At 69.7% G+C, this 19,154-nt stretch carries 17 protein-coding genes and 1 pseudogene; 12 read left to right on the forward strand and 6 right to left on the reverse strand.

Annotated features, from left to right (window positions below; all coding sequences use genetic code 11):
• Positions 1–15: 15 nt before the first annotated feature.
• The 3 genes and pseudogenes from hypE to AC0699_RS24180 all read left to right on the forward strand — a co-directional run bounded on the left by hypE (position 16) and on the right by AC0699_RS24180 (position 2,262).
• On the forward strand, positions 16–1,005 hold the full coding sequence (gene hypE, locus AC0699_RS24170) for a hydrogenase expression/formation protein HypE (RefSeq protein ID WP_478663815.1): 990 nt from the start codon (positions 16–18) through the stop codon (positions 1,003–1,005).
• A gap of 424 nt (positions 1,006–1,429) precedes the next feature.
• Positions 1,430–1,861, forward strand: a pseudogene (locus AC0699_RS24175) (AAA family ATPase); the annotation flags it as partial.
• 152 nt (positions 1,862–2,013) lie between these two features.
• On the forward strand, positions 2,014–2,262 hold the full coding sequence (locus AC0699_RS24180; protein ID WP_478663721.1) for a DUF6296 family protein: 249 nt from the start codon (positions 2,014–2,016) through the stop codon (positions 2,260–2,262).
• An 86-nt stretch (positions 2,263–2,348) separates the two neighbouring features.
• On the opposite strand, the gene AC0699_RS24185 is transcribed toward AC0699_RS24180, so the two are convergent.
• The gene (locus tag AC0699_RS24185; protein WP_478663724.1) at positions 2,349–5,120 is read right to left on the reverse strand and encodes a SpoIIE family protein phosphatase; all 2,772 of its coding nucleotides are present in this window, start codon (positions 5,118–5,120) and stop codon (positions 2,349–2,351) included.
• Positions 5,121–5,361: 241 nt separating this feature from the next.
• Between AC0699_RS24185 and AC0699_RS24190 the strand changes: the two genes are divergently transcribed.
• Positions 5,362–6,222 (forward strand): YhjD/YihY/BrkB family envelope integrity protein, encoded by an 861-nt coding sequence (locus AC0699_RS24190; protein WP_478663726.1) that lies wholly within the window; start codon positions 5,362–5,364, stop codon positions 6,220–6,222.
• 154 nt (positions 6,223–6,376) lie between these two features.
• Here the strand turns inward: AC0699_RS24190 and AC0699_RS24195 are convergent, their stop codons facing one another.
• The gene (locus AC0699_RS24195; RefSeq protein WP_478663729.1) at positions 6,377–6,796 is read right to left on the reverse strand and encodes a nuclear transport factor 2 family protein; all 420 of its coding nucleotides are present in this window, start codon (positions 6,794–6,796) and stop codon (positions 6,377–6,379) included.
• Between the two features lie 165 nt (positions 6,797–6,961).
• On the opposite strand from AC0699_RS24195, the gene AC0699_RS24200 reads away from it, so the two are divergent.
• From AC0699_RS24200 to AC0699_RS24210, 3 genes are all read left to right on the forward strand, one after another.
• Complete coding sequence (locus AC0699_RS24200) at positions 6,962–7,534, forward strand: PadR family transcriptional regulator (protein WP_478663733.1); 573 nt, start codon at positions 6,962–6,964, stop codon at positions 7,532–7,534.
• A gap of 113 nt (positions 7,535–7,647) precedes the next feature.
• Entirely contained in the window at positions 7,648–8,490 is an 843-nt protein-coding gene (locus AC0699_RS24205) for a PP2C family protein-serine/threonine phosphatase (RefSeq protein WP_478663736.1), read from the forward strand.
• 57 nt (positions 8,491–8,547) lie between these two features.
• Positions 8,548–9,549 (forward strand): MASE1 domain-containing protein, encoded by a 1,002-nt coding sequence (locus AC0699_RS24210; protein WP_478663739.1) that lies wholly within the window; start codon positions 8,548–8,550, stop codon positions 9,547–9,549.
• A 92-nt stretch (positions 9,550–9,641) separates the two neighbouring features.
• On the opposite strand, the gene AC0699_RS24215 is transcribed toward AC0699_RS24210, so the two are convergent.
• The gene (locus tag AC0699_RS24215) at positions 9,642–10,004 is read right to left on the reverse strand and encodes a DUF952 domain-containing protein (protein WP_478663742.1); all 363 of its coding nucleotides are present in this window, start codon (positions 10,002–10,004) and stop codon (positions 9,642–9,644) included.
• 45 nt (positions 10,005–10,049) lie between these two features.
• On the reverse strand, positions 10,050–10,829 hold the full coding sequence (locus AC0699_RS24220; protein WP_469769805.1) for a DeoR/GlpR family DNA-binding transcription regulator: 780 nt from the start codon (positions 10,827–10,829) through the stop codon (positions 10,050–10,052).
• Between the two features lie 129 nt (positions 10,830–10,958).
• On the opposite strand from AC0699_RS24220, the gene AC0699_RS24225 reads away from it, so the two are divergent.
• Positions 10,959–11,843, forward strand: a complete 885-nt coding sequence (locus AC0699_RS24225; protein ID WP_478663744.1) for an SIS domain-containing protein — start codon at positions 10,959–10,961, stop codon at positions 11,841–11,843.
• A 3-nt stretch (positions 11,844–11,846) separates the two neighbouring features.
• Positions 11,847–12,728: a class II fructose-bisphosphate aldolase gene (locus AC0699_RS24230; protein ID WP_478663746.1), complete on the forward strand. Its 882-nt coding sequence runs from the start codon at positions 11,847–11,849 to the stop codon at positions 12,726–12,728.
• Positions 12,729–12,871: 143 nt separating this feature from the next.
• Here AC0699_RS24230 and AC0699_RS24235 read toward each other — a convergent pair whose 3' ends face one another.
• Both AC0699_RS24235 and AC0699_RS24240 read right to left on the reverse strand, forming a co-directional pair.
• Positions 12,872–13,837, reverse strand: coding sequence for a GNAT family N-acetyltransferase (locus AC0699_RS24235; RefSeq protein ID WP_478663749.1), 966 nt, complete (start codon positions 13,835–13,837; stop codon positions 12,872–12,874).
• 78 nt (positions 13,838–13,915) lie between these two features.
• Positions 13,916–15,148 carry an MFS transporter gene (locus AC0699_RS24240; RefSeq protein ID WP_478663752.1) on the reverse strand — a complete coding sequence of 411 codons (1,233 nt, stop codon included), beginning with the start codon at positions 15,146–15,148 and terminating at the stop codon, positions 13,916–13,918.
• A 785-nt stretch (positions 15,149–15,933) separates the two neighbouring features.
• On the opposite strand from AC0699_RS24240, the gene AC0699_RS24245 reads away from it, so the two are divergent.
• From AC0699_RS24245 to AC0699_RS24255, 3 genes are read left to right on the forward strand one after another with little or no spacing between them, the layout of a single operon-like run.
• The gene (locus AC0699_RS24245; RefSeq protein WP_478663755.1) at positions 15,934–17,151 is read left to right on the forward strand and encodes an argininosuccinate synthase-related protein; all 1,218 of its coding nucleotides are present in this window, start codon (positions 15,934–15,936) and stop codon (positions 17,149–17,151) included.
• Positions 17,145–17,891, forward strand: a complete 747-nt coding sequence (locus AC0699_RS24250; protein WP_478663757.1) for a hypothetical protein — start codon at positions 17,145–17,147, stop codon at positions 17,889–17,891. Before AC0699_RS24245 ends, AC0699_RS24250 begins: the two co-directional genes overlap by 7 nt.
• Positions 17,888–19,090 carry an ATP-grasp domain-containing protein gene (locus tag AC0699_RS24255; protein ID WP_478663760.1) on the forward strand — a complete coding sequence of 401 codons (1,203 nt, stop codon included), beginning with the start codon at positions 17,888–17,890 and terminating at the stop codon, positions 19,088–19,090. The genes AC0699_RS24250 and AC0699_RS24255 overlap by 4 nt, the downstream gene beginning before the upstream one ends.
• The last annotated feature ends 64 nt before the right edge of the window (positions 19,091–19,154 follow it).

A 19,154-nucleotide genomic window follows, 5' to 3' on the forward strand; every position in this document is an offset into this window, starting at 1 on the left:
CAGCCCCGTGTGGTGATGGGCCACGGCGGTGGCGGTGCCATGTCCGCCGAACTGGTCGAGCACATCTTCGCCCCGGCCTTCGGCGGGACCGTGCTCGCCGGTCTCGGCGACTCCGCGGCGCTCGAACTCGGCGGCGCGCGGCTGGCGTTCTCGACCGACTCCTTCGTGGTGCGGCCGCTGTTCTTCCCCGGCGGCAGCATCGGCGACCTCGCCGTCAACGGCACGGTCAACGACCTCGCCATGAGCGGTGCCAGGCCCGCGTATCTCTCCTGCGGCTTCATCCTCGAAGAGGGCGTCGAGCTCGCGGTCGTCGCCCTCGTGGCCGATGCCCTCGGCGCCGCCGCCCGCGCGGCCGGAGTCGAAGTGGCCACGGGCGACACCAAGGTCGTGGAAGCGGGCCACGGCGACGGCATCTTCATCAACACCTCGGGCATCGGCCTCATCCCGCCCGGTGTCGATCTGCGTCCGCAACGCGCCGCCCCCGGCGATGTGGTGGTCGTCAGCGGTGCGATCGGCGTCCACGGCGTGGCCATCATGAGCGTGCGTGAGGGCCTCGAGTTCGGCGTGGAGATCGAGAGCGACTGCGCCGCACTCGGCGGCCTGGTCGAGGCGATGCTCGCGGTCACCCCCGACCTGCACGTCCTGCGCGACCCGACGCGCGGCGGACTCGCCGCGGCTCTCAACGAGATCGCGGTGGCCTCCGGCACGGGCGTCGTCGTCCAGGAGCGCGCCGTCCCGGTCCCGCCCGCCGTCGCCAACGCCTGCGCCGTGCTGGGCCTGGACCCGATGTACGTCGCGAACGAGGGCAAGCTGGTGGCGTTCGTCCCGCGCGAGCACGCCGACGCGGTCCTGGCGGCCATGCGCGCGCACCCCCTGGGCAGGGAGGCCGCGGTGATCGGCGAGGTGGTCGAGGCACACCCCGGGATGGTGGTGGCCCGCACCGGACTCGGCGGCACGCGCGTCGTCGACCTTCCGCTCGGCGAGCAGCTGCCGCGCATCTGCTGAACGCGCGGATCGAGACCTTCCTCGTAGGCGTGTCGCGCGGCCTCGTGGTCGCCGGCGCGCCGCAGCAGTTCAGCCTGGGCGGCGTACCGGGGCTGATAGCGCGTCAGCCGGGAATCCTCGAGCAAGGGCGCGAGCAGTTCCAGGCCGTCCTTCGGCCCGGCGGCCCGGCCGACCGCCACCGCGCGGTTCACCTCGAAGACCGGGGCCGGCGACAGCACCCTCAGCGTCCCGCACAGCTCGGCGATCTGCGCCTCCGGAAGCCCCTCCCGGGGCCAGGCCGCGACCGTGGAGACGAACGCGTCCTGTCGCGACGGCCTGGTCCGACGGTGCACGGGAGGCCGTCCTGGCTACGTACGGAACGTCGCGTTTCCCGCCCGGGGGTTGTCCACGGCGGAGCAGGACCCCGTGCGGCCGCGCCCCTAGCCTCATACCCGGCTTCCGGGAGGGCGACGAGCGTCTGCTCGTGTGCGCCACCAACTCCGTACGGTCGCTCGATCCGGCGTTCCTGCGCCCGGGGCGGTTCGACTATCTGATCCCGATCGGTACGCCGGACAAGGCGGCGCGCGCCGCGATCTGGTCCCGGTACGCGGACGGCCGGTCCGACGTGGATGTGACGGCGCTGGTCGCGGCCAGCGAGCAGTTCACTCCGGCGGACATCGAGCACGCGGCCCGGATCGCCGCCCAGACCGCTTTCGAGCGGGATCTGCACGCGATCGCGGGCGGTGCGGCGGAGCGCCGGGCGCCGGGTGCGAGTACCGAGGACCATCTCGCGGTCATCGCCCAGTGCCGGCCCACGGTGACACCCGCCATGATCGAGCAGTTCGACGAGGACATCACCGCCCACGCGCGCCTCTGAACGCCGGTGCCGCTCGGTCGTCGTACTGGCACTCAGCGCTCGAAATGGTGCTAAAAGTCGGATAATGGCCATTCAGGTAGTGGCCATTCAGATAGTGGCCATCCAGGCTGATGCCGGACACGGCGTGCGGCTTCACGGCAGAGGAGAGCGACATGGGCCGGGACGATGTGTTTGAGCTGGTCTTCGCCGGTGCGGGGGCGGAGCGGGTGCCGGGGAGCGAGGACGCGGTGGTGGTGCACCGCACGGATCGCAAGGGGGCCGGCGGCCATCCGATCTACACCGACGACACCGGCATCGTGCAGGCGGAGATCAGTGACCGCGGTGAGGTGCGGATGATCGCGAGCGGCGCTCATCAGCAGCCTCGTTCCGGCGTGGAGGCCCGGCCCGTCGTCCAGCCCTAGGGTCTTGTCCGGGACCGGCCCGCCCGCCCCCTTCGTGCAGTCTCTTCGTGCGGCCCCGGCCCTCTCCGGTCCGTCGGGGTGCGGCCTCACCACGCCAGTTCTTCGTCGAACGCCATCACCGGTTCCTCCGGCAGCGCGCCGCCCGGTGCCAGCTCCGCCCAGATGATCTTGCCGGGACTCACGTAGCGCGTCCCCCAGCGCTGCGAGAACTGCGCCACCAGGAACAGGCCACGGCCACCCTCGTCCATTGTGGCGGCGCGGCGCAGATGCGGAGAGGTGTTGCTGCCGTCGGAGACCTCGCAGATGAGCGTGTGCCCGTACAGCAGGCGGGCCCGGACCGGCTCGGTGCCGTAACGGAGGGCGTTGGTGAGCAGCTCGCTGAGGACGAGCTCGGTGGCGAAGGCCGACTCCTCGAGACCCCACACGGCGAGCTGCCGCCCGGCCTCGGCACGCACCCGGGACACGGCCGACGCGTCGAACGGCACCTCCCAGACGACGGACCTGTCGGAGGCCAGCAGACGCGTACGGGCGACGAGCAGTGCGATGTCGTCGCTGGGCTGGTCGGGAAGGATCGCGTCCGTCACGGCACGGCAGGTCTCCTCGGGCGTCAGTCCCGGCGGGGCGATCGCGGTGCGCAGCAGCTCCAGTCCCTCGTCGATGTCCCGGCGGCGGTCCTCGACGAGGCCGTCGGTGAAGAGCACGAGCCGGCTGCCTTCCGCCAGGTCCAGCTCGGTCTCCTCGAACGGGTGCCCGCCGATGCCGAGCGGCGGTGACACCTGCAGCTCGGGATACGTCACCCCACTGCGCGGATCGACCAGGGCCGGCCCGGGGTGCCCGGCGTGCGCGAGGGTGCAGCGGCCGCTGACCGAGTCGTAGATCGCGTACAGGCAGGTCGCGCCGGTCACCGTGGCCCGGTCCTCCTCGGTCGGCTGGTCGGCGTCGATGCGCATCACCAGATCGTCGAGGTGGGCCAGGAGATCGGCCGGCGGCAGGTCCAGGGACGAGAAGTTGAGTACGGCCGTACGCAGCCGGCCCATCGTGGCCGCCGCGTGCATGCCGTGCCCGACCACATCGCCGACCACGAGAGCGACCCGCAGACCCGGCAGGGGGATCACGTCGAACCAGTCGCCCCCCACCCCGGCCTGGGCGGGAAGATAGCGCCAGGCCACATCCAGGGCATCCTGCTCCGGCAGATCGCGGGGCAGCAGGCTGCGCTGCAGGGTCACCGCCATCGCGTGCTCACGGGTGAACCGGCGCGCGTTGTCGATCGCCACCGCCGCCCGGGCCGCCAGCTCCTCGGCGAACGACGTGTCGTCCTCGTCGAACCGCGGGACGTCGCCCGACCGCCAGAAGTTGACCAGGCCGAGCACGACGCCGCGGGCCTGGAGCGGCACCGTGATCAGCGAGCGGATCCCGTACTCCAGCGCCTGCCGTGCCCCCTCCGGGTCCTCGCTCCCCCAGGTCTCGGACGCGCTGAGATCCGGTTCGAGCAGCGCCCGGCCGTTGTCGAGCGCCGTGGTCATCGGGGTCACACTGATCAGGATCAGATCGTCGACCGGCTGGAGCGGATGGTCCTCACGGATGCCGCTGAGCGCCGCCCGCCGCATCTCACCCAGTGAGCCCGTCGGTTCATCGCCGCGCAGGACGGGATCGAGCAACTCCACCGTGACGAAGTCGGCGAACCGGGGAACGGCCACTTCCGCGAGTTCCCTCGCCGTCCGGCGCACATCCAGTGTGGTGCCGATCCGCACGCCTGCCTCGTACAGCAACGTCAGACGCTCCCGGGCCACCTCCGCCCGTCCCGACAGGGCCCGCAGTTCGGTGGTGTCACGGAGGCTCGCGACCACTCCCGGCACCCCGCCGTACGGGGCCGTGGGCCGGGTGTTGACGGCCAGCAGCCGGTCTCCGGAGAGGAACACCTCGTCGGAGACCTCCTCACCAGCCTCCAGCAGCCGGGTCATTCCCGGGCCCAGGTTCAGCTCCGTGACATGCCGCCGGTCCGCGTCGGCGGGCAGATCGAGCAGCCGCCGCGCCTCGTCGTTGGCGAGGACGAGCCGCCCGTCGCCACCGATGATCATGACGCCCTCGCGCACCGCGTGGAGAACCGCGTCATGGTGTTCGTACATCCGGGTCATCTCGGCCGGGCCCAGGCCATGGGTCTGGCGCCGCAGCCGCCTGCTGACCAGCGCCGCGCCACCGGTGGCGAGCGCCAGCGCGCCGGCGGCGGACGCGAGCACGAGCGGCAGCTGCCGGTCCAGCAGATCGCGGACGTTCGCGATCTGGATGCCCGCGCTGACCATGCCGACGACCCGTCTGCTGGGGTCCATGACGGGGACGACGGCCCGTACCGCGTCGTGCGGCCGGCCCTCGAACGACTCGGTGAACGCCTCTCCTGCGGCCGCCCGCGTGAAGTCGCCCTCCACGCGCTTTCCGATCAGCTGGGGTTCCGGGTCCGTGTAGCGGATCCCGTCCTTGCTCAGCACGCTGATGAAGTCGACCCCCGAGCCCCGCTGGGCCTTGTCGGCGGCGGGCTGCAGGATGGCCGTCGGGTCGGGGGACTGCAGCGCGGCCGCCGTGCCCGGTGCGTGCGCGAAAGTCTCCGCCGCGGCGAGCGAACGGTTGTGGGCGTCCTGCTCGCTGTCGTAACGGGCCTGCAGGACAAGGGCGACCGTCGCGCCGACCACGAGCAGGATGATCACGAGCGCCTGCAGCAGAAAGACCTGTGTGGCGAGGCTGTGCACGCTCGGCCCGGTTCGCAGACTCCGCCGCCACCCCTTGCGGGCACGCTGATCACGTGACCGCGGGCGGCTGGACGGCATGACCGCCGTCAGCCAGGACCGGCGGGGACGTCCGATCATGTCCCAGTTCTAGCACCGCGCCACCCTCTCGGGCGACCGGTCGTGGTCCGCCCCGCCGTACGAGGACCGGTGCGGACCGGTACGGGTGGGTTCTGCGTCACCGGCCATCGATTCGGCCGAATCGACTGGGCCTGTGCGCCACCACCGGTTCCGAGCGAAGGGAGCTCGATGTGGGCCGGAAGACACCCGTTCGGGGGCACGCCGGACTGCCCGGGCCGCGCTTGCGGGTAGTCGACGGCACATGCCCTTCAGATTCGGTGTGCCGGAAGATGCCGAGGCGTACCCCGGCCGCTGGTTCACGCGGTTCCACCAGCGCGTGCAGACCTCGGTGGTCGGGCTCGCCTGGAACCGCGGCCGTGAGATGGAGCTGATGCACCGTGCCATGGGTTTCGCGGCGCTGAGTTTCCTCACCCTCGTGCCGCTGCTGGTCGTCGTCGCGGCGGCCGACCTGGCGAGCGGTCAGGGCTTCGCCAAGTGGCTGGTGCAGGGGCTCGGCGTGTCGCAGGTCTCGCAGGAGGAGGTCGAGCAGCTCTTCGGCAAGCCGGGGCAGGCCCTGCAACGGACCACGGCGCTCGGTCTCGCTGCCCTGGCCGCGTTCGGCGTGACCTTCGGATCCGCCGTGCAGACCGGGTACGAGCGGGCGTGGGACCTGCCGACGGCTCGCTGGCACACCATGTGGCGCCATGTCGTCTGGCTGGCCGTACTGATCTGCGCACTGCTGCTGTTCGTCTCGACATCCACGCGCGAGGCGGCGTCCGCCCCGGAGACCGCCCTGGTCGCCACGGGGGATGTGTTCGGTGCGTTCCTTTTCTTCTGGTGGTCGCAGTGGCTGCTGCTCTGCGGCCGTATCCGCTGGCGGGCGCTGGCTCCCGGAGCAGTGGCGACGGCGCTGGGACTGCTCGGGCTGAGGGTGTTCTCGCAGTTCGTGTTCTCCCCGCTGATCGCGTCGAACGCCGTGACGTACGGCCCTTTCGGAACCGTCCTGGTTCTTCAGTCCTGGCTCGTCGGAGTGGGATTCGTCGTCTACGGGGCGGCGCTGGTGGGGCGGCTCTTCCACGAGCAGCGGGTACGGAGCAGGCTCACAGCGGAAGTACGCCGCTAGCCACCGGAGCACTGAAACCGAACGGTGATCCGGCCCAGGCCGGTACCGGTCCCGCCGTACCCCGCCGGGCCGGTACCGGTCCCGCCGCCCTGCACCGAGGCGTACGTGCCCAGGGGAGCGGGCGGAACCGGAGAACGCAGTACGAAGCGCGGTTTCACCCCGTGACGAGGCCGTCCGCCACCAGCCCTTCGAGGACCGCCTCGCCCAGCGCGTGCACCGCCGACTGCGGGCGGACCATCACGGTGAACTCCTTGACCTTGCCCGCGTCGTCGAACTGCAGCAGGTCGATGCCATGGATCTCCCGGCCCTTCACCGTCGCCCGGAACATCAGGATCTCCGACGGTGCCTCGGTGCCGTCCTTGCTCGTCCGGGCCGTGCCGGCGAACTGTCCGACGTAGCGGAAGTCTTCGAAGGTCCGCAGCAGCACGCCGAACAGGCCGATGACCATCGCCTTGCCCTCGAACGGCGTGAACTTGACGGGGCTGTAGAGGCGGATGTCCTCGGTGAACAGGTCGTCCAGTGCCCCGAGGTCGCGCTGCTCGACGGCGGCACGGAAGCGTTCAGCGGTCTCCATGGTGTGTCCCCTCGTCCCGGCGGCGTGTCGTCGCGTTCATCGCCGCACCGGTTCATCTGATGACTGGTTACTGGTCTGGTTATTGGTTACTACTCAAGAAACTGACTAGTCAGATCCTTGAGTATGATGAGGCATACGGACGACGAAAGGGAAGGGGCGGCGACGATGGCCCTGCGACACGCCGTACTGGCGGCGCTGCTCGACGGTGAGTACAGCGGGTACCAGCTGGCCAAGGCATTCGACGTCGGCGTCGCCAACTTCTGGCACGCCCTGCCCCAGCAGCTGTACGCCGAGCTCACCCGCCTGGAGAAGGAAGGCCTGGTCACCGGACGCCAGGTGATCCAGGAGAACCGCCCCAACAAACGTCTGTTCCGGGTCACGGACGCCGGCCACGAGGAGCTGGAGCGGTTCGCCGCCGCCGTGTCGAAGCCGTCCTTCATCCGGGACGACCTGCTCGTCAAGGTCCAGGCCGCCGACCGGATCGACACCGGACCCGTGATCGATCAGCTCGAGGAGCGAGCGACCGCGTCCGAGGCCAGGATCGAGCTGTTCGGCACGATGCTGCGGAAGATGCGCGGGGCCGCCGACGAGGAGGAGTTCCTCGCCCGGGGCGAGCGCGTCGGACCGTATCTGACCTGTCTGCGCGGCCTGGCGTTCGAGCGCGAGAACAGGGACTGGTGCCGTCGCATCGCCGCCGTACTCCGGGCGCGGGAGGCGGCGGGTCGCGCCGCACAGTGAGCGAGGGGCGAGCGCCGTGGCCATGACGTCACCAGGCGGCCGTCGCACCCCGGAAGTAAGATGAACGACGGTTTCCGCAGGGCGCTGGAACTGTCGTAAATCCGGAGAGGTCCATGACGCGGCGTCGTCCCCCGCGGTCGGCGAGCGCCGACGATCTGCTGACCGCGCTCGGGTTGCTGACCGCACAGGCGCGGGAGGGGGCAGAGGCGCATCGCGCCCGGGTGGACCTCGCCGAGGCCCTGCAGCGCGACATGCTTCCGCGTACGCTGCCGTCCCTGCCCGGTCTGCGGACGGCCGCCCGGTACGCGCCCGCCCGCGACGGTCTGGACATCGGCGGCGACTGGTACGACGGTTTCCTGATGCCCGACGGGTCGCTCGGGTTCTCCGTCGGCGACGTCCAGGGGCACGACGTCGAAGCCGCCGCCTTCATGGGACAGGTCCGCATCGGACTGCGCGCCGTGGCCACGGCGTGCACCGACCCGGGCGAAGTGCTGGGCCGGGCCAATGACCTGCTGGTGTCCGTGTCCCGCGAACTCTTCGCGACCTGCAGCTTTCTCCGCTTCGACCCGACGACGTGGGTCCTCGAGAGCGCCAGGGCCGGGCATGTACCGGCGGTCTGGGCCACGGCCGACGGCTGCAGCGGCACAGCTTCCGACGTCGGTGGGCTGCCGCTCGGTATCGAACCGGGCGAGGTGTACCCGGTGACCCGGCGCCCGCTGACCCAGTCCGGAGCCTTCGTGCTGCTGACCGACGGGGTGATCGAGGGGCCGACCGTGCCGATCGAGACCGGCCTGAGCCGGGTGACCCGGCTGGTCGGGGCAGGGATCGACGCCGATGTCGATGCCGATCTGCTGGCCGCCGAGGTAATGAAGGCGGCCGAGTTCACCGACCACTGCGACGACGCCGCCGTGCTCGTCCTGCGTCATGACGCGGGACCTCGACGCCGGTCCGGCTGAGGCGGCGAACCCGCCGACGCGTGTCCCGGATGGCGTCGGACAGGGTGAGGTTGTGTGATGACTGGTGTGGTCCGTACCCAGGAAATCCGTCGTCTCGGCACCGTCGTCCTGCTCATGCTGGCCGTCGCCGCCGCCTACTACGCGGCAGGACGCGTCGGGCTCACGTTGCAGGTGGTGATCGAGGGCGCGATCGTCACGCCGCTGTGGCCACCCACGGGCATCGCGCTGAGCTGTCTGCTCTGGTTCGGGCTCCGGATCTGGCCGGGGATCGCCCTCGGCACTCTCCTCGTCATCCTCGCCATCAGTCCGTTCCGGCCGCTCTCCCTCGGGATCCTCGCCGGTAACAGCCTCGCGCCGGTCTGCGCGTACCTGATGCTGCGGCGGGTCGGCTTCCGTACCGAGCTGGACCGGTTGCGTGACGGGCTGGCGCTCGTCTTCCTGGGGGCCCTGGCCGGGATGCTGATCAGCGCGACCGTCGGGGCCGGTGTGCTGGTGCTCGCCGGCGTACTTCCGCCCGACAGCTTCTGGCCGGTCTGGTCGGCGTGGTGGGTGGGCGACGCCATGGGGGTCCTGGTGGTGACCCCGCTGCTGCTCGTCTGCCGTAGGGCCCGGATGCCCGTGGGGGTCAGGCCCGCCAGGTGGGCCGAGGCCGCGTGTCTTGCCGCCAGCGTCACCGTCGTCACCGCCGTCGTCACGCGAAGCTCCGCCCCCCTGCTGTTTCTCGTCTTTCCGCTGCTGATGTGGGCGGCGCTGCGCTTCCAGCTGCCGGGTGTCGCACCGTGCGTCCTGATCGTGTCCGTCCTGGCGATCTCGGCCGCGACCGACGCGGTGGGGCCCTTCGCCGGCCACAGCCTCTTCGCGACCATGGGAACCCTGCAGGCCCTCAACGGATCGGCGGCACTGACCGGTCTGCTGCTCGCCGCGATCGTCACCGAGCAGATCACCATCCGCCGCAAGATCGAGCAGGCGTGCGGCGAACTGGCCGAAGTGGTCGACCGCCTCGTACCGGGCAGCGGCGCGGTCCGGCGCTGGCTGCCACCCGAGGACAAGGACACCTGACCGTACGGACAGCAGCCCGTCGACCGTACGGACAGCGGCCCGTCAAGGCTGGTCGGGTCCCGGCTTCGGGGCCGGGTGCGGCCTGCCCGGGCTCATGCCCAGGGTGTGAAGCCCACAGCGCTACCGGTCTCGTCGCGCTGGATCTCCAGCATCCCGTCGACCGCCGTCCGGTCGATCGGCCCGTAGACGTGCGGGAAGAGGGTGCCGGGGGCGACACCCGGTGGCGGGGCCGTGCCCGCGGGCTCCAGGCGGACCGGGGCGAGGAGCTTGCGCTCGTCGATGAGCAGCGCCATCAACGGTCCGCGGACGTCACGGTAGTAGGCGCTGGCGACCGCGAGCGTCGTGGCCTCGTCGGGGGAGCAGTGGACGAAGCCCTCCACCAAGAGGGACTTGGGCGCGTACGCCCGTTCCGGGATGGAGAGCCAGTCGTCCAGCGCGACCACGTGCATGATCATGGTCCAGTTATAGCCCCTATCGGGGCGGTCACGCCCGGATGCCCGTCACGCCCGGATGACCGTCACGCCCGCCTCCGTGAAACCGGCGGCGGTCTCGTCGGGCACGGCGCCGTCGGTGACCAGCGTGTCCACCTGGTCCGTGGCGCAGATACGGGCGAACGCGCGGGCGGCCAGCTTGCTGGAGTCAGCGGCGACGACGACCCGCTGTGCGCGCTCGCAGAGCAGCCGGTTGATCGCGGCCTCGTCCTCGTCGTGCGCCGACGCGCCGTTGACCACGTCGAAGGCGTCCACGCCCAGCACCGCGACATCCATGGTGATCTGGCTGAGCACACCGTCGGCGAGCGGGCCGATCAGCTCGTACGACTGCGGACGGGCCACGCCGCCCGTCACGACGATCTTGAACTGGGGCCGGATCGCCAGCTCGTTGGCGATGTTCAGGGCGTTGGTGACGATCGTCAGCGCGGGGGAGCCCGAAGCCAGGTCGGGGCGTGCCGCCAGCGCACGGGCGACCTCGGTCGTCGTCGTGCCACCGGTGAAGCCGACCGCCTCGCCCGGCGAGATGAGCCCGGCGACCGCCGCGCTGATGCGCTGCTTCTCCGCCGCGCGCCTGGACGTCTTGTAGCGCAGCGGCAGCTCGTACGAGACGCCGTGCACGACCGCACCACCGCGGGTGCGTACGAGCATCTGCTGCTCGGCGAGCTGGTCGAAATCGCGCCGGATGGTCGCGGCCGAGACGTCCAGTGCCGCCGCGGCCTCCTCGACGTCCAGCCGGCCCTGCTCGACCAGCAGCTCAAGCAGCGCCTTCCAGCGGGCGTCGCGGGACATCCGCAGCTCCCTTCCTCGAATGTTCGAAGGCGACCTTAGCGCACGCCGCGCCCTCGCAATGCTTGAAGATGATTGAAATCTCGCGCTATCTTGCAGAAACACGCATCCAGTCGAAGGGTGAGGACGGACATGAGCCATGTCGCGAACGAGCTGGTGAGCCAGCCGGAGTGTTGGGGAAGGGCCGCGGACCTCGCCGCGGACCAGGGTGGAGTGCTTCCGGCGGCGGGCGAGCGGGTGGCGTTCGTCGGCTGCGGGACCTCCCTCTTCATGAGCCAGGCGGCGGCCGCACTGCGCGAAGGCGCGGGGCAGGGCGAGTCGGACGCGTTCGCGGCCTCCGAGTTCCCGGGCGGCCGCCGCTACGACCGGGTCGTCGCGCTGACCCGCTCCGGCACCACCACCGAGGTGCTCGAACTCCTCGCACGGCTGCGCGGCCGCACCCGTACCACCGCCGTCACCGCCGACCCCGCCACGCCCGTGATGACCGCCGCCGACGAGGTCGTCGTCCTCGACTTCGCCGACGAACGGTCCGTGGTCCAGACGCGGTTCGCCACCTCCGCCCTCACCCTGCTGCGCGCGCACCTCGGACTGCACACCGACGCCGTCGTGGACGACGCCCGCGACGCGCTGGCCGAGCCGCTCCCCGAATGGCTGACCGGCTGCTCGCAGTTCACCTTCCTCGGCCGCGGCTGGACGGTGGGACTCGCCAACGAGGCGGCACTCAAGATGCGGGAGGCGTCCACGTCCTGGACCGAGGCGTACCCCGCGATGGAGTACCGGCACGGACCGATCAGCATCACGACACGGGGCACGGCCACCTGGATGATCGGTGACGCACCGTCAGGCCTGGCCGACGAGGTGCATGCCACCGGCGGGATGTGGGTCGCAGGCGGCCTCGATCCGCTGGCCGAGCTGGTGCGGGCGCAGCGCCTCGCCGTCGCCGTCGCCGAGGCACGCGGCATGGACCCGGACCGCCCGCGTCACCTCGCCCGGTCCGTCATCCTCGCCGGAGCCTGACCGATGCCGCTCACCGATACCGCGACCCTGGTCGCCGAGGCCGCCGCGGAACGCCGCGCCGTGGCCGCGTTCAACATCATCACGCTGGAGCACGCCGAAGCCGTCGTCGCAGGGGCGGAGGCCGCCGGTTCCCCGGTGCTCCTGCAGATCAGTGAGAACGCGGTGAAGTTCCGCTACGGGCGGGTCCGCCCGCTGGCACGGGCCGCCGCAGAGGCGGCCCAAGGGGCCGCGGTACCCGTCGCGCTCCACCTCGACCACGTCAAGAGCGGGCAGCTGCTGAGGCAGGCCGCCGACGCCGGGTTCAGCTCCGTGATGTACGACGCGGCACACCTGCCCTACGAGGAGAATCTCGCCGCGACCCGCACCGCGGCCGACTGGGCACATGCCAACGGCCTCTGGATCGAGGCCGAACTGGGCGAGGTCGGCGGCAAGGACGGCGCACCGCCGCTGGACGCCCACGCTCCGGGTGCCCGCACCGACCCGGACGAGGCACGGGAGTTCGTGGCGGCGTCCGGTGTGGACGCCCTCGCCGTCGCGATCGGCAGCTCCCACGCCATGACGTCCCGCACGGCCGCGCTCGACCACGACCTGCTGGCCCGGCTGTCCGGGACCCTGGAGGTACCGCTGGTGCTGCACGGTTCCTCGGGTGTGCCCGACCCAGAGCTGTCCGCGGCCGTGACCGGAGGGATCGCGAAGGTCAACATCGGGACGGCGCTGAACCTCGCGATGACCGGCGCCATCCGTGAGTACCTGGCCGCCAACGCCGACGCGGTGGACTCCCGCAGCTACCTCTCGGTCGGGCGGCGGGCGATGGCCGAGACGGTCACCCGGATGATCGGCGTCCTGCGGGCGGGGGAGCCGGTGGTCCCGGTGGGACAGCCCTGATTCGGTTGCGTGGTTCTGGCGCGCCCGGCGAGCGCCTTCGGGTGGTCCACGCCGGAGTACAGCCGGAATGAGAAGCCGGCGTGCCCAAGGCCGTAGGGCCGCTTGGGTGATGCCACTTACTGCCCGGGGACACCGGGCTCGGCTCAGTCGACGTATTCCTTCAGCGTCACCACCCGCGACTCACGGAATCCGGCTCCGTGGAATCGGCTGAGGAGTTCTTCGTGCGGGTCGTCCGTGAGGACGAGGAGGTCGTGGATGCCACCGCGTACGGCATCCGGCCAAGGGGGCAGTTCTCCGCGGTGCCGCCCCCAGGTGACGAGCAGTGAAGGGTTGGCCAGTGATCGCAGACTGAGGATACGGTCGGCGAACTCACCAGCAAGGGAGGAGTCGAGCAGTTCCGAGGCGACGGGCGTGAAGCCCATGCGGCTCTTGAAGTTGAACAGTCCCGGCTGCACCACCTGGCCGAAGAGCGCGGGATCGTTGCCCAGGGAGGCGTAGATCAGTCCGTGCTCGCGGGCGACCGCCATGGCCTCCGCATAGAGCACGCGCAGGGCGCGGCCAGATCGCGCTCCGGGTGAGGCGGCGGAGAAACGCATCTGCAGGACCATAAGCTCGGGCCGCTTCCGCCAGATGGACCCGGCGAGCATGGTGTCCCCATCGCGCAGGCACACGCTCACATGCTCGTCGGCCGCTGCCAGCAGGCGGTCACGCCACCGGCGTGCGAAGTCCTTCCCCCGGGGCATGCTCGCTATCTGGCTGTCGTAGACGACCAGGAAGTCGTCCATGAACTCCGCTGTGAGCTGCGGTTGTACGCGCAGTCGCAGTCCGTGCTTCTGGACGAACCGGCGGCCGAGGCGGATGTTCCTGCGCTCCGTGCCGGAGAGAGCGGCCGTGAACTCCTCTTCTGATTCCCCCACCGGGGCGCACCAGTTCAGCCAGCGCGGGCGGGCCACGAATCCCAACGGGGACAGGACGTCGTCCTGGACGCCCTCGGAGTCCAGCAGCCTGACCACGTCGACCCGTGTGTTCGCTCTCTCCCAGGCCCGTTCTCCTGCTTCTTCGAGATCTACCGAGGCGACGACGAGGTGGTCCTGTTCAATGATCTCCAATGCGCAATTCCTGTCGTGCGATTCGTGCCGGGTGGTTCGCGTTCAGCGGTCCCTGGTATTCACGGTCCACGTGTGTGATTACTGTCGTTGCGGTTCCTGTTGGCGGGGGACCACAACGGTGGTCCGCATCCTGCTTCGGGTGTAGACGGCCCAGATCACGATTGCGATCGCCCAAAGGGCCAGCGTCGGAAGCCAATAGTAGTAACCGTCGAAGCGGCTCGCCCAGGCGTACAGAAATCCGGACAGCGGTACCGCGCCCGTGATGAACATGCGGATCGTCGCATTGACCCGGCCCGCGAACTCTGGAGGGATGGTCTCCTGCCGATAGGTGATGGACGCCACATTACTCACGGCCACTGCGAAGCATTCCACCATGAACCCGAAAATGCGCACCGGGAGCACCGGGACTGCGATACATGCGAGCCCCACGAAGGCGAGGATCTGGACGGCCAGAATGCGCCGTTCCGTGCTCCACCCCGGCAGGATCGCAGGAGCGAGACGACTGGCGACCGCCCCCATGAACAAACCCACGGCCATCAGCAACGAAATGACACCCGTGTTGAGCTCCTGGCGGGCGAACTCGGTGATGAGCGCCGGCTCCAGCTGGCCGATGGAGATATTGATGATCGACATGGTGACCACGAGCCAGAGGATTTCCTTCTTCCCCACCCAGCGGAACCCGACCGCGAGATCGCGGCGAAGGTTCATCTCGGTCTGGGCAGAAGGCACTCCGGGCAGCACCATGGCCACCAGACCGGCCAGTGCGTACACGCCGGCGATACACACGGAGGCTGCCGAGGGGCCGAAGACCGCAAAGCCGACCCCACCCAGAAGAAGGCCGATCATCTTCGAGAGCTCCACCGCCGAGTTCAGCTTCGCCACTGCCACGGGACGGCCCGGCGCGCTGATCAGCAGCGGGATCATCACGAACTGGCCGGTGATGGTGCAGGCCACGCTGCCCACCCCGGAGAGCAGGACCAGCAGGGCGACGGCGGGCGGACTGGAGAACGAAACGGCGAGCAGGGCCAGGCACATCGCCTGCTGAATCAGCCCGAGCACCAGCACCGTCCGCTTGTCGAACCGGTCGATGACCGATCCGACGAACGGTGACGCCACGTAGCTCACGCCACGCAGCGCGAACAGTGCCAGGGACATGGCCACGGAGTCCGATTCGGCCAGCACGGCCAGCGGAACGACGATACCCAGCTGCCAGTCGGCAACCTTCGAGAGCACGGACGACGCGATGAGGACGCGCAGAACCCGCTTGTCCGATTCGAGGTCGTCGGGCGTGGGTGCGGGCTTGTCCGTCACAGTGCGCCTTCGCGACGCCGCGCGATGAGCCCGCAACCACGGGAAAAGCCACGGTCAAGGAACAAGGAGGAGCCATCCGGGAATCCGGCCGAACGCGCCGATATCAAATGTCCCGACGCCTGCCGAGTGGCCGTCAAATGAGCCGGTAACGGGCCTGATTTTGAACACGGCAGAGCTTTGCGCCTCACTCGAACCCCCTGTAGCGGCGCCCACACCCAGGTCGGCAAATAAGTCCGGAGCCTGAGCAAGATCGCATCAATCATGGCCACAGGTTGACAGCATGTCAAGGCTTGCCCGACAGCGCCGGAACAGAACAGGAAGAAACCTTGATGCTATGCCTGTCTTGACTGGTTTCCTTGATGCGTGCCCGTTTTGCGGCTTTACGTCCTTTCGCCGCCAACTCGCCTCCCTCGTAAAGCTGTTGACTTGCCGAGGCCGGTCTGCCTACGCTCTCGTCGAGAAATGATCAATGACCGTTTCCGACTGAATGCGCGGCAAGGTACTCCCGGCACCATTCTTCTCCGCCGGTCGGCATGATTCCGGTATTGATGGCAGGGTTGGACTTCTTTACGGAGTCCTGCACTTCTCCGAAGAGTGAAGCCCCTTCCGGTGAGTCCGAGGCTTCCTGGAAGTGCCAATCCAGGTTCAGCCCTTTAGTTTCTCTTCGTGAGAACAGCACTGCCGATCGGGCCGGCGACGGCCCCGGACCAAGGAGAGAGCTGACCGGTCGACCAGGAGCGGACACCACCCCTTCCCCAGGCAGCTGAACCAGAAGGACGTGAAGTGTGAGAACGAGGGCTGTGCGCTCCTTTCGCGATATCACGCACCGCGAGGTCGACTGGAAGCGCCCCGTCGTGACGCTGTTCAGCGGAGGGCTGGACAGCTCCTATCTTCTGCACCGCCTGGTGCAGGCCGGGGCCACCGACGTACACGCCGTCAGCGTGGACGTCGGAGGTGACGAGAGTCAGCAGGAGCTGCAGCGGATCACCGGCAGGCTCGGCGTCCGGCTGCACATCCTCGACGAACGCACCTCGTTCGCGCGGGAGTTCGTCACCCCCGCGATCGCGGCGCACGCCGTCTACCTGGGCTCGTATCCCATCAGCTCCTCGCTCAGCCGTCCGCTCTTCGCCCATGCGGCCCTGCGTACGGCTGAGGACCTCGGCGCCGAGGTCGTCCTGCACACGGCCAATCGCTCGCAGAACACCCTGCGCAGGCTGAACGGGGCGTTGCAACAACTGGGGTTCCAGGGCCACTTCGGCAGCCCGTACGAGCTCGAACCCGTGCCCCGCGAGGAGAAGATCAAGGAGCTGCGGGCCATCGGTCTGGAGGAGATGGCGGAACGTTCAGCCAGCGCCGACTCCAACCTGTGGTGCCGTGAGTTCGAGTCCGGGATCCTCGACGACCCCGAGAACCACCAGGTACCGGAGTCGTGTTTCCGGTGGAGTGCCCAACGAGCGGCCCCGGATACGGAGTCGGTGGAGGTCTCCTTCGAAGCGGGTGTTCCCGTGGCCGTCGACGGCCGGCGCATGGACCTCGTCGATTTGATCGGCACACTGAACTGGATCGTCGGTGCCCACGGACTCGGCCGGCACACCGGCCTGGAGCATCTGCCCGGCGGAGCAAAGGTCCTGGAGGTGCGTGAGGCACCCGCGGCCTGGCTGCTGATGGCCTCGCACCGCCACCTCGAAACCGCCACGCTCGACGCCGAGACGCTCAGGGAGAAGCTGCACCTGGAGCAGATCTGGGTGCGCGAGGCGGTCGAAGGCCGGTGGTTCGGGGAACTCCGTGCGGCCTGCCAGTCGTTCGTCGCGGAGCTCGGCCGCCGCGTCACCGGGACGGTCCGCTGGCGTCTCGACGGTGGCAGGACCTCGACCGAGTCGATCGTCGCCGAGAGTCCCCGGTACATACGCAGCAGGGAGGACTGGGAACTGACCAGCGTCAGGGATGAGGCCGGGTACTTCGAAGCGGATCGGGACAGCGGGATCGGGGGAGGAAAGTGGTAGGGGCGAGCAGGACCGAGGGGCCCGGCGTTCGTACGCTGGCCCTCATCGACGCGACGGTGTCCGCCGCGAGGGCCGCGCACGGCCTGGGCTGCCGCGTCGCTCTGGTGCAGCGGCCAGGCGCACCGGCGCACGAGCTGGCCGAGGACCACACGGACTACTACTCGGTCGAATTCGAGGACGCTTCCTTCGCCGACTTCGTCGACACCGTCTTACGTCCACTGAGCCCGTCGGCTGTCGTCTCGCTGACCGAGGCGGGGTCCTTACCGGCGGCGACGGCCAACTCCTTGCTCGGCACCGTCGGCACCCGGGCCGAGGTGGTGAAGGCTCTGGTCGCGGCCGGGGCGACCAGCGGCAGCGGCGGCGGGGAGCGATACCTGCGCGCTCACACCTTCACCACGGACGGGACGCACCGGTGGATCGCCGCGGTGGAGGAGGGCGAACGTGTTCCCTCGTTACCCGAGCATCTGGTGCCCGAGCTTGTCCTGTCACCCGGGGAACACGACGCGGCCCTGGCGGCGCTGACCGGACTCCTCGACACGGCCGGTCTCCAGGCCGGCCCCACTCTCGTCCGCCTCGCGCTGCGCGACGGCGACGCGCGGATCCTCACCGCGAGCCACAGCACCGGTCCTGACGAAGAGACCGACCTGATCAGGCGGCTCACGGGTTTCGACATGGTCCGCAGCTCCCTGGTGTGGCCGCTCGACGTCCTCGCCGGGTCCGGCAAGGAGGCCGGACGATGAGCAGGCCGGCCGCGCTCTTCATCAACAAGCACCATTACTCGCACTTCAGCCGGGGCGGCACCCACATCCTTCCGGTATCGGAGATCGACATCCATCTGGTCACCCGCCACCGGGCCCACGGCGGTCTCGACGGCTTCGCGGACCACTCCCTGCCCCATGTCGCCGTGTGCGACGCCGAGGATTTTGACCGCTGGCGGGACATCTGCAGCTGGATACTTCGCCACCACCCCATCAGCCGGGTCATCGCCGTGCACGAGCGGGCCGTACTCCTCGCGGCTGAGATGCGCTCGAAGTTCTCGCTGCCCGGAATGGACTACGAGACCGCGGTGCGCTTCCGCGACAAGCTGCGCATGAAGGAAGTCGTGCGGCAGGCCGGGGCGGCCGCGCTACCCGCCTTCGCCGCGCTCGACGGTCCGGCGGACCTCGACCGGGTGGACTGGAGTACCGGCCGGAAAGTGATCAAGAGCCGGTGGGGGCTCGCCGCCAGGGACCTCTACATGGTCGACTCCCTCGAGCAGGCGCGCGGCGTGGTGGCGGGCCTGGATCTGTCCGGTTCGCACTACGAGATCGAGGAGTTCGTCGACGGCCGGATCTACCACTGCGACTCGGTCGTGGTGGACGGCGGGATCAGGTTCGCCAGTGTCGGCAAGTACCTTGCGGACCCAGCAGGTTACTCACCGGGGGGCATCTTCGGAACCGTCCTCGTCGACGAGCCCGACCTGGTGCGTCGCATCCATCGGCTGAACGCGGCCGTCCTTGCCGCGCTGGGCCTCAAGGACGGCACCACACACCTGGAGCTCTTCCGCACCGCGTCCGACGAGCTCGTCTTCTGCGAGGTCGCCGGCAGGCCCCCCGGCGGCGTCATCCCACCGGTCATCCAGTGGCAGTACGGGTTCAACATCGTCGAGGCGCAGATCCGCATCGACGCCGGGCTTCCGGTGTCCCTGGGCTCCACTACCACCACCGGGACCTGCGGCTTCATCGCGTTCTACCCCGGTGGGGGCGACGCGCGCGGTATCGCCGCGCAGAGGTTCGACGACCTCGGCGTCGTGGAGCACATAGCGCACCACGGTGCCGGGAACGGGCGCGGCGGAGTGCGGCATTCCACCGACTTCCTCGACTCGTACGTGGTGAAGGCCCCCGACGATGCCGCGCTCGTGGACCGGATAGCCCGTATCCAGAACGAGTACTGGCAGTGACCCCACGGTCGTCGAACTGCCCGTCACCGCTGGAATCCGACCCGCCGCCGTCCCCGGAGAGAGC

Source organism: Streptomyces sp. NPDC043870, from assembly GCF_056435785.1.

Bases quoted from the DNA above. Each gene is read 5' to 3' on its own strand.
- hypE (WP_478663815.1), top strand. From the start codon at position 16: ATGGGCCACGGCGGTGGCGGTGCCATGTCCGCCGAACTGGTCGAGCAC.
- AC0699_RS24180 (WP_478663721.1), top strand. From the start codon at position 2,014: ATGGGCCGGGACGATGTGTTTGAGCTGGTCTTCGCCGGTGCGGGGGCG.
- AC0699_RS24185 (WP_478663724.1), bottom strand. From the start codon at position 5,120: ATGATCGGACGTCCCCGCCGGTCCTGGCTGACGGCGGTCATGCCGTCC.
- AC0699_RS24190 (WP_478663726.1), top strand. From the start codon at position 5,362: ATGCCCTTCAGATTCGGTGTGCCGGAAGATGCCGAGGCGTACCCCGGC.
- AC0699_RS24195 (WP_478663729.1), bottom strand. From the start codon at position 6,796: ATGGAGACCGCTGAACGCTTCCGTGCCGCCGTCGAGCAGCGCGACCTC.
- AC0699_RS24200 (WP_478663733.1), top strand. From the start codon at position 6,962: ATGGCCCTGCGACACGCCGTACTGGCGGCGCTGCTCGACGGTGAGTAC.
- AC0699_RS24205 (WP_478663736.1), top strand. From the start codon at position 7,648: ATGACGCGGCGTCGTCCCCCGCGGTCGGCGAGCGCCGACGATCTGCTG.
- AC0699_RS24210 (WP_478663739.1), top strand. From the start codon at position 8,548: ATGACTGGTGTGGTCCGTACCCAGGAAATCCGTCGTCTCGGCACCGTC.
- AC0699_RS24215 (WP_478663742.1), bottom strand. From the start codon at position 10,004: ATGATCATGCACGTGGTCGCGCTGGACGACTGGCTCTCCATCCCGGAA.
- AC0699_RS24220 (WP_469769805.1), bottom strand. From the start codon at position 10,829: ATGTCCCGCGACGCCCGCTGGAAGGCGCTGCTTGAGCTGCTGGTCGAG.
- AC0699_RS24225 (WP_478663744.1), top strand. From the start codon at position 10,959: ATGAGCCATGTCGCGAACGAGCTGGTGAGCCAGCCGGAGTGTTGGGGA.
- AC0699_RS24230 (WP_478663746.1), top strand. From the start codon at position 11,847: ATGCCGCTCACCGATACCGCGACCCTGGTCGCCGAGGCCGCCGCGGAA.
- AC0699_RS24255 (WP_478663760.1), top strand. From the start codon at position 17,888: ATGAGCAGGCCGGCCGCGCTCTTCATCAACAAGCACCATTACTCGCAC.